The sequence below is a fragment of the Sphingomonas sp. CCH5-D11 genome (assembly GCF_001557395.1).
Lineage (GTDB): Bacteria > Pseudomonadota > Alphaproteobacteria > Sphingomonadales > Sphingomonadaceae > Sphingomonas.
In genome coordinates this window covers 1-16,116 of the sequence record NZ_LSKH01000182.1, presented here as the reverse complement: position 1 = coordinate 16,116, position 16,116 = coordinate 1, and the positions used below count along the sequence as shown (strand labels likewise).

The window sequence follows — 16,116 nt, the reverse complement described above, 5'->3', positions numbered from 1 at the left end:
TCTTTGTTTTCAGAACACGCGCAACAGGCGGATCTGCCCGCGGAAACCCTCCTTGAAGCCGTTGCGCACGGCGACATCGGCGCCGACCTGGGTCATGATCTGCCACTTGGGCGTGAAATTGTGGCGCCACGTGCCGAGCAGCGACGTCGTGCGCGTCACGTTGTTCTGCTCGATCCCGTTGATCTTCGTTTCGCCGCCGGTGACGTGCATGATGCGCGCATTCAGCTCGTTGCGATCGTCGAGCGGAAAGCGGGCAAAGCCCTGGATCCGAACGGTCGCCTTTTGGGTGAGATCGTCCGAAGCCACGCCAGCGTCATCGTTCTTGCCGTAGATCATCACATCGCCGGAAAGCTCGGCGATGAAATGCTTGCCGAACCCCTGCGAATAGACGGCCTGAAGCGATCCCTTCCAACGGTTCTCGCCCAGGTTGAGCGCACGCGACGCGCGATAGTCACCGGTCGGCAGGTAGAGATAGGGCGTGACGCCGAAATAGGACTGCCGCTCGGCATCCTCGTGCAGCCACAGCGTGCCGACCAGTATCGTGTCGCCGAAGCCGGTCGTCTTTCCCAGGCTCACGGTCGAGCCGCCTCCTGCCAGATGCCCGAACGGCTGGAGCACCTGATAGTCGAAGGTCATGCCGCCGATCTTGGTGAACCCGACGTAGCGCAGGATCGAGATGGCGGTTTCGAGTTCCGCCTCGTCATCAATCTTCTTTCCGTCCTGATACAGGGCGCCAGCGTGCGAATATTGCAGGTAGACGAGGCCGAGCTGTGTGCCGTCGGGTGCCGGGACATAGTCGCCGGCATCGATCGCCTGTGCATGGGCAGCGGTTGTGAGCGTGGCGGATCCAATCCCCAGCGCCATCGTGGCGGCGATCCGCGCCACGCAATGTCGAACCCTCATCGATCCCCTCCCCTTGCTCGCATTTTTTCCGCTTCGAAAAAGCGTGAGGAGGGGGCGTATTGAACGCTTAGAAGGTGCGGTATATCGCCAAATCGACAATCATGATTTCGCGAAACGCGAAACAATGGGATGAGTGCGCCGGTGATCAGAGACCTCGTCACCCTTCGGTTGTTCGTCCGCGCGGCGGAAAGCGGAACGCTCAGCGAGGCTGCGGAGCTGTCAAATCTCGCGCTCGCCGCGGCGTCGCGACGGATCGCCATGATGGAGGAACGGTTCGGCGTTCGCCTGTTTCGCAGAAGCCGGCAGGGGCTCGCCCTCACGCCCGCAGGCGCCGTTCTGTTCGAGCGGGCACGGGCTTTGCTGGAACAGGTACGCTCGATCGAGGGCGAACTGGCGGATTTCGCGGGCGGCATGCGCGGCACGATCCGGATCCAGACCAATCCGTCGGCCATCATTCAGTTTCTGCCGGCCGATCTGGCCGCGTTCGCCGCGGAGCGACCGGACGTGAGGCTCGATCTGGAGGAGAATATGAGCTCGGAGATCGTCAGCGCCGTGACGGACGGGCGCGCCGATCTTGGCATCATCATCGGCGGCACGCCGGCGCCGCAACTCGATACGCTTCCCTATCGCACCGATCACCTCGCGTTGCTCGCGCCGCGCGGCTATCTGGCCGGCCGCACCGAAATCGCCTTCGCCGAAGTGCAGGATCAGGATTTCATCGGGCTGCTCAACTCGACCGCGCTGACCCGGACGCTGGTGGAGCAGGCGGCCCGCGCCGAAGTGTCGCTGCGTCTGCGCATGCAGGTCCGCAGCTTCGATGGCGTCTGCCGGATGGTGGAAGCGGGCTTCGGCTACGGCATATTGCCGCTGATCGCGGCGCGCGGGTTTGCCGCGTCGATGAAGCTCGATGTGGTGCCGCTTTCCGACACTTGGGCGACAAGGCAGATGCTGCTCTGCCTGCCATCGGGCGTACAGGCCGGCTCGCTTGTCGCACTGCTGGCCAGTCACTTGGAACAACTGGCCAGCGACAGGCCGTTACTTACCTGAAAACAGGCCGGTGGCGCCGTGATCGTGGCCGATCCCGCCCCGCTGGCGGGCGCGACATCGTCACGCCCGCACCGGATTTCAGAACCGCACGCCCAGCGACAGCATCACGTTGCGCGGCGCCGCAATAAAGCAGTCACCGCGCGCCAAGCAGGATGCAAAATAGCGCTTGTTCAACAGGTTGGTCGCGTTCAGCGCGAGCTGCCACTTGTCCCAGCTGATCTCGGCCAGCGCATCCACCGTAGTCCGCGACGGCGTCACGATTGTATAGAGCGTGCCGGCCGGAATTCCGGGGTTAAGTCCGTAAGGATCAAGTGGTCCGGTGGACTTGCTCTTGCCGCTATACACGACACCAGCTCCCAGTCGTAGACGCGGCCCGTTGAAGTCGCCGAAAGTCTTGGTCGACCAGACCGAAGCTGTATGGCGCGGCATATAGTCAAGGCTGGTGTTAACCTCTGACTTCAGCTCGTTATAGCCATAGTTGAGCAGGAGCTCGAAATCTTCCGGCAAGGTATGCCGTGCTTCGAACTCGACGCCCTTGGTCGTCAGTTCGCCCGACTGAGTGATAACGTCATTGGCAAGGTACAGCACACGATTGCGTTCCTTGATGTGGAACGCCGTCGCCGTCACCAACGTGGCTGGGCCCGGCTGCCACTTCACGCCCGCCTCGAACTGCGTGCCCGTCTGCGGCGTGAAGCTCTCGCCGCTGCTGTTGAGACCCGCGATCGGCAGGAAGCTTTCGGTATAGCTGAAGAAGGGCGAGAATCCCGCGCCGACCTCACCGATGATGCCGGCGCGGAAGGTGGTGGCATTGTCCTCCTGACCGGTCGAACTCGTGACATGGTCGCGGCGCGCACCCAGGATCACCGACACGCGATCAAAGAAGCGGATCTGATCCTGCACATAGACGCCGAGCTGCTTCTGCGAATCGAAAGCGAACGGCCCGCTGGGATCATAGGTCTGCAGCGAAGCGTAATCGATGTCGTAGAGGTCGATCGTTTCGCCTGCCGTGTCGGCGTAGCGCTTGCCCACCTTGTTCCAGCTATAGTCGATGCCGAGCAGCAACGTGTGCTCGACATTCGCCCCGGTGTTGAACTTCAGCTGCACATTGTTGTCCGTCGAGAAGACGTTCATCCGCGCATCGCTGGCGTCGGCGGTCAGGCCGATCGTCCGCCCGTCCGTGCCATACACGGCAAAAGGGTTGGTCGGGTTCGAGTAACTATCTGCGTAATGGGTGAAATATTCCAGATCACTATCGATGTAGCGCGCCTTCAGGCTGACGCGCACATTATCCGAGAAAGTGTGAACAATGGCGCCGCCGCCCTGCAGCGAGCGGCCCGCGTAACGATCCCAGCCAGCCTTTCCGACAAAGGTATAAGGGTCGAGCTGTCCCGTCGGATAGCCGGGATTGGGCAGGAACGTGCCGACGATCGGCAGGAATTGCGATGTCGAGCCGGTATCATCCTCCTGGTAGAGGCCCGTCAGGACGATATCCGTGTCCGGTGTTGGCTGCCAGCGGATCGAGGGCGCGAACATGACGCGATCATCGGGAACGTGTTCGACATAGGTATCGGCGTCACGCACCCGGCCTACGGCGCGGATCGCCAGATTGTCGCTCAGGGCAAGATTGACGTCGCCCAGCGCCTCCTTGCGGTCATAGCTGCCATAAACGAGGCTCAGCTCGCCGCCTGTCCGAAACTCCGGTGTCTTGGACACGAGATTGATCAGGCCGCCAATCGAGCCCTGACCAAATAGAACCGACGCCGGCCCGCGCACGATCTCCACACGAGAGAAGTTGTACGGATCAGACGTGATGCTGGCATAATAAGAAAAGATGTCGCGCATGCCGTCGCGAAATTGCAGGGCATCGATGCCGCGAATGTTGAACCCGTCCACGCGCGTGTCGCGGCCATAAGGATTGGCAAGAACACCAGCGGCATATTTCACGGTGTCGCTGATATTGATTGCGCCTTGGGCAGTGAACTGATCCGCCGTGATCAGCGTGATCGGCTGCGGTTGTTCGATTAGCGGCGTATCCGTCTTCGTGCCGGCGTTGGCGGCAGTGACAATGATGTCGTCCTCAGGCACCTGCCCCGGCGCCTGTTCCCGCTCCGTGGTCTGAGCGGGCGCGGGCAGGCCCTCTTCCGCCCACGCAGCCGAGCTCAACAACACGCCCGCCAGCCCCGCAGCCACGATCAACTTCGCCATCATACACCCCACTCATCGGCATTATCTGCCCCGGTGCGGCGCCTCCTACATTGATGCGAGGGATTATCAATAGCGTTTGATGCGCCGATGCGACACAGCTGCTTCCCGGCCGGGGAAGACGGCGACTTGCTGAAACATGGTTCAGGCCCGGGCGGCGGTGCACTACCCCCCGGGCCGATCCGCCTGGCTCAGAGCTTCTCCAGCGTGGTTCGCGCCTGGCCAGGAAAGGCGCGATAAGTGGCGGCGACCCGGCGGTCGAACGGCTTGGCCAACACCGTCGACACGGCAACGAACTGTGCAGTCGCCGCAGCCGGGGTCAGCGTCAGCAGGGTATAGCCCTTGCTGTCCTGATCGCAGAACGCGACCTCCTTGTTCGCGTCGGCCAGCGCCTCGCCAATGCCGGGCAGCAGCGAGCCGTAGGATGGACTGGTGATCGCCGTCGCGCCGAACTCGGACGCGACGAGCGCGCCACCATCGTCATACAGGTCGTTCGCCCAGGCCGCATGGCTATCGCCCGCCAGCACGACCGGCTTCGAACCGGCGCGCCGGAAGGCGGCGTACAGGCGCTCTCGCGCGGCGGGGTAGCCGTCCCAAGCGTCGAAATTGAACGGCAGACCAGCCTTGTAGCCGGCGGCCGCCTGCTCGATCCGCTGCCGAAACGCAGGCGGCAGCGCGGCAATGCGCGCGGCACTGGCTGCAGCATTCGGGCCGGTGGTCAGGTCGGGGCCGGCCACCCGCGCCATGATCACCTGATTGCCCAGCAGCTGCCATGGCTTGGCGGCTCGAACGGATTGCGCCAGCACGCCTTCCAGCCAGCGCTGCTGATCAGGGCCCAGCAACTCGCGATCGGGCCGCGCGCGTTCAGCCATCACCGCCGCGAACTGCTCCTTGCCAGGCGTGCCGCCCTTCACCTCGGCTTGTTGCGAACGGGCCAGCAAGCGCGTTTCCACCATAGCGAGCGTCGCCAGATCGCCGAATTCGAAGCTGCGGTTGATCGCCTCCCATGGCTTGCCAGCCTTGGGATCCCGGATCGGCATCCATTCGAAATAGGCCTGCATCGCAGCAGCCTTGCGCGCTTTCCAATTACCCTCGGTTGCAGGATCGTGGTTCTCCGCCCCGCCGATCCACCCGTCATTCGCGACTTCGTGATCGTCCCACACGCAGATGAAGGCCGCGCGGGCATGGGCCGCCTGCATGTCGCCATCGGACTTCACCTGCGCATGGCGGCGCCGGTAATCCGCAAGGGTCAGGATTTCGTGTGGCGGATCCGGCAGGCGACCGAGCCGACGCCCGATCTCCACGCCGTAACCCTCTGCGCCATATTCATAAATATAGTCGCCAAGGTGGACCACCGCGTCCAACCGCGGCAGAGCGGCCATGTCGGCATAGGCGTTGAACAGCCCGCCTGGGTAAAGCTGGCACGAGGCGACCGCGAGCACCAGATCCGGGACCGCGCCCACCGGCAACGTGCGGAACCGGCCCATTGGCGAGCGCTCCTCGCCCTCACCGGAGAACCAGTACCAATAGTCGCGGCCGGGCTGGAGCCGTGTGACTTCCACCTTCACCGTGTGATCGGCTGCCGACCGAGCTGTTACCTTGCCCGACGCGATGGATTTTCCATCTGCCGACGCGGCGACGTGCCACGTCACCGGCACGTCCGCGGTGGTGCCGTCTGCCGTCACACGCGTCCAGATGACCGCGCCGTCCGACGCCGGATCGCCGCTCGCGACGCCATGATCGAAGCGGATCTTCGCCGCCTGCGCTGCCAGAGCCGCGCCCGGCAGCACCAGCGCCGTGCCGCTGCCGATCAGGCCCAGCGCGCCACGTCGATTGACCGTCATATACCGTCTCCTCAGAAGCGGCCGGTGAGCTGGACGCCGTAGAAGCGCGGCTCGGCCGGGATGAACGTCGGTGTCCGGAAGCTGCCGCCGGTGTTTCCGGCGTCAAGCAAATAGCGTTCGTCCGTCGCATTGCGGATGAAGCCGGCCACCTCGAAGCGTTCGTCGGCGAAGCTGACACCAGCCCGGGCGTTGACCAGCGTGACGGGGCCTTGCGACAGGGCGATGTTGTTCGGCACTTCGAAGAAGATGCGGCTACGATACGTGACCGTCGGGGTCATGAAGAAGCGCATGCCGTTGCCGAACGGCGCGTCGATGGTGAAGCCGGCCGCTGCTTGCCATTCCGGCTGCAAGCGGAAGCGCGCGCCCGAAAAGGTCGAGGCGAAGGAGTCGTTCTCGTCGATGCCGCCATCGATGAAGCCGACGTTGCCGAAGAGGTTCAGCCATGACGCTGCGCGCACGTTAAGCTCGGCCTCGACGCCCAGATTGCTGGCAGTACCGGCACTTTGCGTCAGCGAAGTTCCGTTCGGCTGAAGAACGCTGACCTGGAAGCCATCGTACTTCTGGTAATAGACACCCAGCGAGCCGGAGACCGGCCCCAGCGCACCCTTCAGCCCGGCCTCATAGTTCCAGACGTTTTCTTCCGGCACCAGTTGCAGGTTGGGGACGCCCACACCGCCGGAGAGGCGTGCATTGAGCTGCACCACAGGCGAGCGACGCCCCTTGGAGATGGTGCCGAAGATGTTGACGTCCGGGCTGACGCGATAGAGCGCGTTGAAGCGCGGCAGCACGGCGGCATAGGATCGCTGCGCCGTGAAGGTCTGGCCGCCCGTGTCGATCTGACCCGGGACGAGCGACGTCGCCGCGGGGTTGAGGATCGGACGGGGAACGCGGGCGAAATAGCCTGACTTGCGCTGTTCGATCAGCAGGCGCACGCCCGCGGTCAGCTCAAGGGCACTGGTGGGGATCCAGGTCGTATCCGCGAAAACGGAATAGCTGTCATTCTCGCCCTGGTTCTCGAACTCGGACGAATAGGGGATCTGGGTCGCTGCACCGCGTGTCGCCAGCGCCGTCGCCTGCGCCGCCGTGACGACGCCAGCGGCGTTGATACATCCCAGGCCCGGAAGAAGCGGCGCCCCTTGCAAGAATGAGGCGCATTGCAGGAACGTACCCTCTTCCGAGGACAAGGGCACGTTCTGGTAATTGTCCTCGACAAAGACGTTCCAGCCGAACGACGCGCGCCATTGCGGATCGCTGTAGGAGAAGCGCCCCTCGTGGCTCGCCTGCCAGCCCTTCGAGATCTCCGCAAATTCAAGGAACCAGGCCGCGGAGCCGTCCGCATCGAAGACCTCGCGGCTGTCGAACTCGCGATAGCCGTTCACCGTCGTGAAGGTGAAGCCAGGCGCGAATTCGTAGGTCGCAGTCAGATTGAGATCATATACCTCACGGTTGAGGCCGAGCTGGTCGTCGCCCAGCACCTGAGCCGATAAGGGCGAGCCGCCAAGATGCGCCTTGCCAAAGGGATCTCCGGGCCCTGCCTCCGTCGGCAGCACGCGCGAGATGAAGGGAGTGCCGCCGTTGCGCTGCTGATCATAGGTGCCGATCAGGTCGACGGTCAGTGCGTCCGTGGGGGCATAGCGCACCGACGCGCGAATGCCGAGCTGGTCCTGCGAATAGAGTTCCTCTTCCTGCCGCTCGGACAGGTTCTCGACATAGCCGTCGCGCTTCTTCCATTCGAAGGCAATGCGACCGGCAAGCGTATCCGAGCCGCCGTTGATATAGCCGGAAAGCAGCGTGGCATCGTAATTGCCATAGCCGGCGGTCAACGCACCGGAAAAGCCGGCGCGCGGACGGGCGGAAGTGAGGCTGATCGCGCCGACCGCAGAAGCGGTGCCGAACAGGGTCGCCTGCGGCCCCTTGATGACCTCCACGCGCTCCATGTCATAGATCGCCTGGTAAGAACCGCGCGACCGGGAGATGTCGACGCCATTGTAATAGAGCGTCACGCGTGGCCCCTGCTGCGCCGACCCGGAATCCGAGGTGATGCCGCGGATCACGATACCGGGGTTATTGGCGCTCTGCTCCTGGATGTTGAGGCCGGGGATGTAGTTGGACAGCTCGTCCAGATCACTGACGCCGATCTCCGCCATGCGTTCGCCCGTTACAGCCGAAATGGTGATCGGCACGTCCGTCGCGCGCTGCTCGATCTTCTGCGCCGTGACGATGATGTCGCCGCCAGCCCCTTCCGAGGCCGCCGGATCCTGGATCACCGCTTGCGCAAACGCTGGCGCGCTGACGAACGCAGTGGTGGCAAGCAGGACCGCGAACGACTTACGATAACCCATTTTATCCCCCGAGTTGTTGCCCGGCGGTTGGACGGGGAATGTGAAACGGCGGCGGCGGTCAGGTTACGATTACGCGACGGTGGATCATTTTGCGCCTGATCGGCGATCGATCAGCAAGTCATTGTATTCACGCCGTCGCTGGTCCGGCGTTGGCCAAACGGGCGAGTTCCCGACGCGCCAGGCTGCGGAAGGTGATCGACCAGCGGGTCTGATCCATTTCGGCGATGCTATGCTCCCAATCGTGCCGCGCCTCACCGGAAAGGTGATACGCGCCGCGCGGCGCCAGCGGAACGTTGACCCGTGCGAAACGCTCGCCCTCGCGGCGGCGGAAGCGCATGGTGGCAGGCGCGCCGAGCGACAGGCCGACGACATGTTCGAAGGCGGGACGATCCCGATGCCATCCGATGCCAGCGCCGGGATCATAACGGATCAGAAGCGCCTGCACCAAGTCGGCTGGTGGCAACCCGGCAAAGGCTGCCGCGCGATCGCGGAGCGGCAGCAGCCAATCGGGCAAAGCGTCCGCATGTTCGAGGCGCATGCGCTCGAAATCATAGCTCCAGCCGAAGGAAATCGTCAGTCGCTTCCCTTCCCAGCCTCGGAACCGGAATGGCGAAAGGCTGGCGGCATCAATGGCCGCGATCAGCGCCACTTCTTCATGTTTGTCGACAAGATCGGCCTGCGAACGAAGGCCGGGCAGAACCGGAAGATCGAACAAGTCCGAGGTCATGGCGACCATGTACCACGTTGCGAACGTATCAGGAACACGAACGTATTGACGGCGCGCGAACAAGTCCGCTTCCGGGCTACGCAGGCGATCCGGGCTGGTTTAGGGTAACGCCAACGACGAACTGGAGAATGGCTGGAGGATGCTGAACGACCTTGCCCCTGTTGCCGCGCGGGCTGGCGCCATTCTGGTGGAGCGGCGGCAGACGATCGCCGTTGCTGATGGCGCCACCGGCGGTCTCATCCTCGCCGGCCTGCTGACCGTGCCGGGCGCGACACGCTTCTGCCGGGGTGGGGGCGTCGTCTATTCGCTGCGCGGGCGCGATGTGCTGCTGGGGCTATCGCGCGATGAGCTGGCGGGCATGGAGTCGGTGACCGAGCGCTATGCGCGGGTTCAGGCGGAGGCGATCCGGGACCGCTTCGGCGCCGATTGGGGCATCGCGGAAAGCGGCGCGGCAGGGCCGGATCAACACCCACGCGGCGCACCGGCGGGGCGAAGCTGCATCGCGGTGAGCGGCCCGAACCTATGTGTATCGATGACCTTCGAAAGCGGTACGAACGACCGGATCGTCAACATGGGCGCCTTCGCCCAGGCAGCACTCGCGTTTCTTGTCGATACGCTGGAATCGACTGCCGAGGCGACCGCGGCCGGCGTGTGATCGGCCTGGTCCGGCCAGTTACAGCCGAGCGCCCGGACCAGTATTGGCGCAAATCGGCCTTTAACGGATTAGAGTCGGCCACATCATCTGCAAGGGGCAACGGCGGCGATTGTTCGCGTGGAAAATCGCCGCCGCCTCACCTGCAAACGGCCGGCGTCAGCCGCGCAGCGCCAGTCCTTCCAGCTCGCCATTGTTGCGCCAGTCGGCGAGCAGCGCGTTGAAGGCGTTGATGCCCGGCGCATAGGTCTGGCCCGCCTGACCGCCCTCCAGATCGCCTTCGTTGTTGTAATAGCCGGGCGTGCAGCTTTCGAGATAGGCGCGGTTTACCACCGACAGCTTCTTGATGGTGGAAACCCAGGCATCCTGCGCTTCGGGTGTCGGCTCCACTTCCGTGACGCCGCGCTTGCGGGCTTCGGCGATGATATAGGCAATATGCTGCGCCTGATCGTCGAACATCGCGGTCATGTTCACCGACAGGCCGTTCTGCGACACGCCGATGTAGAACCAGTTGGGGAAGCCGTTCGTCGCGAAGCCGTGCAGCGTCTTATACCCGTCGGCCCAATAATCGTGCAGCAGCACGCCATCGCGCCCCTTGATGTCGAAGCCGACGCGGCGCTTGAACGAAGTGGTGATCTCGAAGCCCGAGGCATAGATGATGCAGTCGACCGCATATTCCCGGCCGTTGGCGACGAGCCCCTTGGGCGTGATCCGCTCCACCCCCTTGCTTTCGCTGACGTCGACCAGCTCGACGTTCGGACGGTTGAAGGTGGGCAGGAATTCGTCGTTGAAGGTCGGCCGCTTGCAGAACTGACGATACCAAGGCTTCAGCTTCTCCGCAGTTTCCGGATCCTTCACCACCTCGTCAACGCGCTGACGAATGCGGTTCATCTTGCGGAAGTCGGCGACCTCCGCATGGCGGATGGCCGCCTCCGGCCCCATGCTCTTCGCATTGCGGATGACGAAGGACTGCACCTCGCGGAAGATCGACGTCCAATTGTCGTTCACGAGATCATGTTCGAACGGACGGCCTTCGATGATGTCGGCGAAATTGTGCCGGCGTGCGCGCTGCCAGCCGGGCTCAAGCGATTGGGCCCATTCAGGATCGGTCGGCTTGTTGCCGCGCGTGTCGACGGAGGACGGCGTACGCTGGAAGACATAAAGCTTCTTTGCGTGCCGGCCCAGCGCGGGGATGCACTGGATCGCGGTAGCACCAGTTCCGATGATCGCGACGGTCTTGTCCTCCAGCTTCCAGAGGTTTCCGGTCGTGTCGCCGCCGGTATAGTCATAGTCCCAGCGGCTGGTGTGGAAGCTGTGCCCTTCGAAACTTTCGATTCCGGGAATGCCGGGCAGCTTGGCGCGGCTCGCCGTGCCGAGCGCCGAGACGACGAAGCGCGCACGCATCGCATCGCCGTGATTGGTGCGGATGATCCAGCTCTTGTCCGCATCGTCCCAGGCAAGTTCCGTGACGCGCGTCTGGAACAGGGTGATGGGATAGAGATCGTAATGCTTCCCGATCCGCTGGCAGTGTTCGTAGATTTCGGTGACGTAGGAGTATTTCTCCTTGGGGAGGTAATTGAGCTCCTCGAGCAGCGGCAGATAGCAATAGCTTTCGATATCGCATTGCGCGCCGGGGTAGCGGTTCCAATACCAGGTGCCGCCGAAGTCGCCGCCCGCCTCGATGATGCGAAGATCGGTGACGCCTTTCTCCTTCAGGCGCGCGGCCGCCAGGATACCGCTGAAGCCGCCGCCGATCACCGCCACCTCGACGAAATCAGCCAGCGCCTCGCGGGTAAAGCCGGGCTCCACATAAGGATCTTCCTCGGCATAGCGGGCGTAATCACCCGACAATTCCTTATATTGCCTGTCCGCATCGGTGCGCAGGCGCTTGTCGCGTTCCGCCTTGTAGCGCGCGCGCAGCGCCTCGATGTCCAGATCCGCGTCGAGCGTTGCCTCCTGGCTGTCGCTGTTGCTCATCGTGCCTCTCCATTGTCTTCTATCGTTGGGATAATGATGTCGCCGCGCCGCTATTCCACGGCGTAAGCGAGGAAATCGGGATCATAGGCGCGTTCCGGCTCGGCACGGACGCGGCGGTCGAGCCGCTCGGCATCCTCGCCCACCAGGATGCGCCAGCGTTCGGCCTTCACGCCATCAAGGATGATCGTCGCCGCGCGCGCGGCACTGGTCGGCGCCAGCTCCTGGAAACGCTTCGCCAGCATCGCCTGCGCCGCCTCCAGCGCTGTGTCGTCCATCACGTCCGCGCCCTCGACACCGATCATCTTCAGATGCTGGCGCAGCTTGCGACGGGAAACCTCCGTCATCTCGCCAGACAGGACGCGGCGCGAGTTGAGGCCGATCGGGGTGCCGACCCCGCCGGGCATGACGATCGACGCCTTGATGTGCGGGGCATAGTTGCGCAGGTCCGTCACCAGCGCCTCGGTAAAGCCCTTCACGGCGAACTTGGCCGCGCTGTACGCGGTCTGCGACACGCCGGGCATCAGCGCCGCCCAGAAGCCGTTAGCGCTTGATGTGTTGATTATATGGCCTTCGCTCGCCCGCTCCAGCATCGGGAAAAAGGCGCGGCAGGAATAATAGACGCCGAACCAGCAGATCTGGAACACGCGATCCCATTCCTCGCGGTCGTCGAGCACGAAGCTGCCGCCGCCGCCGATCCCGGCATTGTTGAAGAGGAGGTGGATGTGATCGGTCTTGTGATCGCGCGCGACCTCGGCGGCAAAGCGCTTCACCTGTTCCTCATCGCCGACATCGGCGACATGGCTGGTGATGCGCACGCCCTGCGGCACGCCATCCGCCTCGCACAGGCTCACCGTCTCGGCCATGGTTTCGGCAAACAGATCGCACATCGCGACGCTGGCGCCCTCGGCGACGAGTTGGCGCACCAGTTCCCGGCCCATGCCCGTGCCCCCGCCGGTGACGACCGCCACCTTCCCGCCGAAGTCCTTCATCGCCATCCTTTCCTTGTTCTGTTGTCGCCTCCGGCTCGGCCTTGTTCTGTTGTCGCCTCCGGCTCGGCCTTGTTCTGTTGTCGCCTCCGGCTCAGCCTTGTCCTGAGTCGCCTCCGGCTCAGCCAGCCATTGCCGCCTCCGGCAGAGGCATGGTTTCTTTCGGGTGGAGGCGCAGGAAGCCGGGCGCGCGCATCGTGTCACCGGGCTTCAGCTTCGTCGCCATGTCGGGGAAGTTCGGCAGCGACTTCGCCGCCTTCGGATCATAATGGGTCCGCTCGCCGAAGAAGCGCAGCGTCAGCGTGCGGCGGCGCTGGCCGGGGCGTGTCGGCGCGCCACCATGCATGGTGCGAAAGTGGAAGAAGATGACGTCGCCGGGCTCGACCGCCCAGGAGACGATCTCGTGACGATCGCGCTCCGCCTCGAAATCGGGCAATCGCGGCAGCGGCAGGCGATCGTCGATCGGGCGGGTAACATCCTTCGGATCGAAGGCGGAGGTGTTGAACATCGGGCCGTGGTGCGAACCGGGGATGAATTCCAGGCTGTCCTCCCGGCGCAGCGGATCGAAGGTGATCCAGGCGACGGCGTTATCCTCCCCATCCATCGGAATATAAGATCCGTCCTGGTGCCAGGGCGTGCGCCGCGTATCGCCGCCTTCCTTCAGGAACACCTGTTCGTAGATGAACCAGACCGGATCGGTGCCCCAGAGCTGCGCGCAGGCGGCCGGGATCGGCGAGCCATCCAGCATGTCGCGATAGCCATCCAGCACGCGGGGATGGAACGAATCGTTGTAGAACAGGGGCGCGCCATCACGCTTCAGCAGCGGCGCGTTGGCGGGCGTGGGGTTGGCGAGGCTCCATTCCCACGCCTTCAGCGTCTCGGCGAGCTGGTTGCGATCGAGCAGGCCGGGGATATGGACCACACCGTCCCGCTTGTACGCAGCGCGCTTCTCTGCCCAGTCGATCGCCATGGCATCCTCCCGCTTTTCGGAAGAACCTATAACACGTTACACCTTTGTCAAAGGATTCGGTGGCGGGTCGACCTGCCAGCCGTGCACCGTTAAAACGGAAAAAAGGTGCGGATCGCGGCAATGGCGACGGCAAAGGTGATGAGATTGAGCGGCAGGCCGACGCGGACGAAATCCATGTAGCGATAGCCGCCCATCTGATAGACGATCACGTTGGTCTGATAGCCGAACGGCGTGGCGAAGGCGGCGCTGCCCGCCATCATCACCGCCACGATGAACGGCCGCGGGCTGACCCCCAGGCTTTCCGCCAAAGCGACCGCCACCGGCGTGACCAGCACCGCCACGGTCGCGTTCGACAGCAATTCGGTCAGCACCATCGTCAGCCCATACAGGATGATGAGGGCGGCGAGCGGGCTGATCCCGTGCAGCGCGCCGACAAGCGCATTGGTAGCGGCGGCGGCGAGCCCGCTTTCCTCCATGGCGATGCCGATCACCACCATGCCGGCGATGAGGATCAGGATCTGCGGCCGCAGCCCGCCATAAGCCTCATCCGCCGAAATGACGCGCAGGAGGATCAGCAGCACCGCGCCGGCAAAGGCCGTGGCGGCGATCGGCGCCAGCTCGAGCGCGGCGATCGCAATGGCGCCGACGAACACGGCAAAGGCGATCGCGGCCTTGGCCGGCTGATACGGGCGCGGTTCGGCGAACAGCTCCGCATGGCCGACCTGGGCGCTTGGCACATCGATGTCGCCGGTCTCGCGCGGCTCCGCGCTGGCGGCGAGGCTTCGATCGAGCAGCTTGCCCGAGAAGAGGAACAGGTAGAGCCCGCCGGCGAGCGCGATCGAGAGGCCGACCGGCGTGATTTCGAACAAACCGAAGCGCGGCTGGCCGGCGACGCGCGCCATGTCGTCCACCAGTAGATTGGTCGAGGTGCCGATCAGCGTGCAGCAGCCGGTGAGCACGGTGATGTACGACAGCGGCATCAGATATCTTTTGGGGGAAAGGCCAAGCGTCTTGGCGATGTCCCGGATCACCGGCGCGCCAAGCACCACGATCGGGGTTGAATTGAGGAACGCCGACCCGCAGCCGATCGCCGCCAGCAACAGCCACAGGCCAGCCGCGCCCATGCGGCGGCACATCGCGACGCCGCCGGCGATGGCCCGATCGAGCAGGCCGGACAGTTCCAGCGCGTAGGCGATGACGAACAGCGAGGCGAGCGCGACAATGGCGGGGCTCGCAAAGGCGCCCTGCAGCTCGACCGGCCGGATGACGCCCGTGATCAGCAGCACCGCCGCGCCGGTCAGCGCGACGACATCGGCGCGCACCCGATCCCAGATCAGGGCCGCCACCACCGCCACCAAAGTCGCAAGCGTCAGGGCTTGGTCGACCGTCACATGTCCTCCAGCAAAGCCTGTGCATTGACGCTATGGAGCATCGCACGGATGTTGCTAGTGTTCCCACATGGTTGAGCCGACCCCTCGCACCAGCCGGCTGGCCATCGCCGCCGGCCTCACGGCAATGGTCGCGATCGGCGGCGGCGGTTTCCTGCTGGGCCGCAGCACTGTTCCTCCGCCACCGACCCCGGTGCTGCCGCCGCGCCCTGCCCCGACGCCGAGCGCGGAGGCGCCACCGCCGGTGGAACAGGTGCTGCGCCGATCCGACCTGATCGCGCTGGGCGCGGCAGCCGCGGACGCGGCGGCCTCCGGCACCGAGCTGCCGACGACGGCCACCGCGACGGTCGGTAAACGGTTCGAGCTGATCGTGCCGTTCGGCTGCGACGGGTCGGCCCCCGCCGACTCCCAGCTCCCGATGCGCTGGCGCTATGATGCGGACGCGGAGGCGCTGCGCATCCATGTCGCTCCGACGAGCTGGCCCGTGGCGCAATGGTGGCAGGAGCCCTCGGCCGCGATCGAGGCGATGGAAGGCTTCTGGATCGGCCGCCCCTGGTCCTCGAGCGAGACCTGCCCCGCCGCGTCGGCCGTGTCGGCCGCGCCCGACGCGACTCCGGTGACGCTGCCGGGCCAGACGCTGGGCATCGTCCAGCTGATCAGGGCCGATACGCCGCGCCAGATGCGCCGCGACGACAAGCCATATGAGGCGGTCGTCCGCATGACGGAGAATGTCGTGGCGCCCGGGCGCGGGCTGCACCTGCGTCTGACCGGCCGGGTGGATCGCTTTCCCGACGGCAGCCCGGTACGCTGCCGAGAGGCGGGCGGGCGCGAGCAGCGGCCGATCTGCCTGATCGCGGTGTCGCTGGAGGAGGTGGCGTTCCAGAACCCGGGCGATGGCGCCCTGCTCGCCACCTGGCAGCCCACCGCCGACACGCCTGCAAGTGGCCGCCCGCGAGAATGATGACGTGATCCGTGCCGAGGACCATGACCCGGCACTCGGCAACAGGCTCAGCGGGGACCGGCTGGCGCCGAGCCCGTGGCGGGGTTGAAGGCGGGATTGGCGAAGTCGAGCGGGGCG

At 64.6% G+C, this 16,116-nt stretch carries 12 protein-coding genes; 3 read left to right on the top strand and 9 right to left on the bottom strand.

Going from position 1 to position 16,116, the window contains the following annotated elements; genetic code table 11:
• Positions 1–9: 9 nt before the first annotated feature.
• A complete protein-coding gene (locus AX702_RS11140) occupies positions 10–903 on the bottom strand; it encodes a transporter (RefSeq protein ID WP_082746208.1) in 894 nt (297 codons plus the stop codon).
• A 141-nt stretch (positions 904–1,044) separates the two neighbouring features.
• On the opposite strand from AX702_RS11140, the gene AX702_RS11135 reads away from it, so the two are divergent.
• Complete coding sequence (locus tag AX702_RS11135) at positions 1,045–1,950, top strand: LysR family transcriptional regulator (RefSeq protein WP_197420570.1); 906 nt, start codon at positions 1,045–1,047, stop codon at positions 1,948–1,950.
• A 78-nt stretch (positions 1,951–2,028) separates the two neighbouring features.
• Here the strand turns inward: AX702_RS11135 and AX702_RS11130 are convergent, their stop codons facing one another.
• The 4 genes from AX702_RS11130 to AX702_RS11115 form a co-directional block, all read right to left on the bottom strand.
• Positions 2,029–4,155 carry a TonB-dependent siderophore receptor gene (locus tag AX702_RS11130; protein WP_066779531.1) on the bottom strand — a complete coding sequence of 709 codons (2,127 nt, stop codon included), beginning with the start codon at positions 4,153–4,155 and terminating at the stop codon, positions 2,029–2,031.
• Positions 4,156–4,343: 188 nt separating this feature from the next.
• A complete protein-coding gene (locus AX702_RS11125; protein ID WP_066779465.1) occupies positions 4,344–5,996 on the bottom strand; it encodes an alkaline phosphatase D family protein in 1,653 nt (550 codons plus the stop codon).
• A gap of 11 nt (positions 5,997–6,007) precedes the next feature.
• On the bottom strand, positions 6,008–8,338 hold the full coding sequence (locus tag AX702_RS11120; RefSeq protein WP_066779462.1) for a TonB-dependent receptor: 2,331 nt from the start codon (positions 8,336–8,338) through the stop codon (positions 6,008–6,010).
• 127 nt (positions 8,339–8,465) lie between these two features.
• Positions 8,466–9,065: an alpha-ketoglutarate-dependent dioxygenase AlkB gene (locus AX702_RS11115; RefSeq protein ID WP_082746209.1), complete on the bottom strand. Its 600-nt coding sequence runs from the start codon at positions 9,063–9,065 to the stop codon at positions 8,466–8,468.
• A gap of 139 nt (positions 9,066–9,204) precedes the next feature.
• Between AX702_RS11115 and AX702_RS11110 the strand changes: the two genes are divergently transcribed.
• Positions 9,205–9,720, top strand: coding sequence for a CinA family protein (locus AX702_RS11110; RefSeq protein ID WP_066779457.1), 516 nt, complete (start codon positions 9,205–9,207; stop codon positions 9,718–9,720).
• A 156-nt stretch (positions 9,721–9,876) separates the two neighbouring features.
• On the opposite strand, the gene AX702_RS11105 is transcribed toward AX702_RS11110, so the two are convergent.
• The 4 genes from AX702_RS11105 to AX702_RS11090 all read right to left on the bottom strand — a co-directional run bounded on the left by AX702_RS11105 (position 9,877) and on the right by AX702_RS11090 (position 15,041).
• Positions 9,877–11,694 carry a flavin-containing monooxygenase gene (locus tag AX702_RS11105; RefSeq protein WP_066779455.1) on the bottom strand — a complete coding sequence of 606 codons (1,818 nt, stop codon included), beginning with the start codon at positions 11,692–11,694 and terminating at the stop codon, positions 9,877–9,879.
• 50 nt (positions 11,695–11,744) lie between these two features.
• Entirely contained in the window at positions 11,745–12,689 is a 945-nt protein-coding gene (locus AX702_RS11100; protein WP_231731823.1) for an SDR family NAD(P)-dependent oxidoreductase, read from the bottom strand.
• A gap of 112 nt (positions 12,690–12,801) precedes the next feature.
• Positions 12,802–13,650 (bottom strand): phytanoyl-CoA dioxygenase family protein, encoded by an 849-nt coding sequence (locus AX702_RS11095; protein ID WP_066779449.1) that lies wholly within the window; start codon positions 13,648–13,650, stop codon positions 12,802–12,804.
• A gap of 89 nt (positions 13,651–13,739) precedes the next feature.
• Entirely contained in the window at positions 13,740–15,041 is a 1,302-nt protein-coding gene (locus AX702_RS11090; RefSeq protein WP_066779447.1) for an SLC13 family permease, read from the bottom strand.
• 67 nt (positions 15,042–15,108) lie between these two features.
• On the opposite strand from AX702_RS11090, the gene AX702_RS11085 reads away from it, so the two are divergent.
• Complete coding sequence (locus AX702_RS11085; RefSeq protein ID WP_066779445.1) at positions 15,109–15,999, top strand: hypothetical protein; 891 nt, start codon at positions 15,109–15,111, stop codon at positions 15,997–15,999.
• Positions 16,000–16,116: the final 117 nt, after the last annotated feature.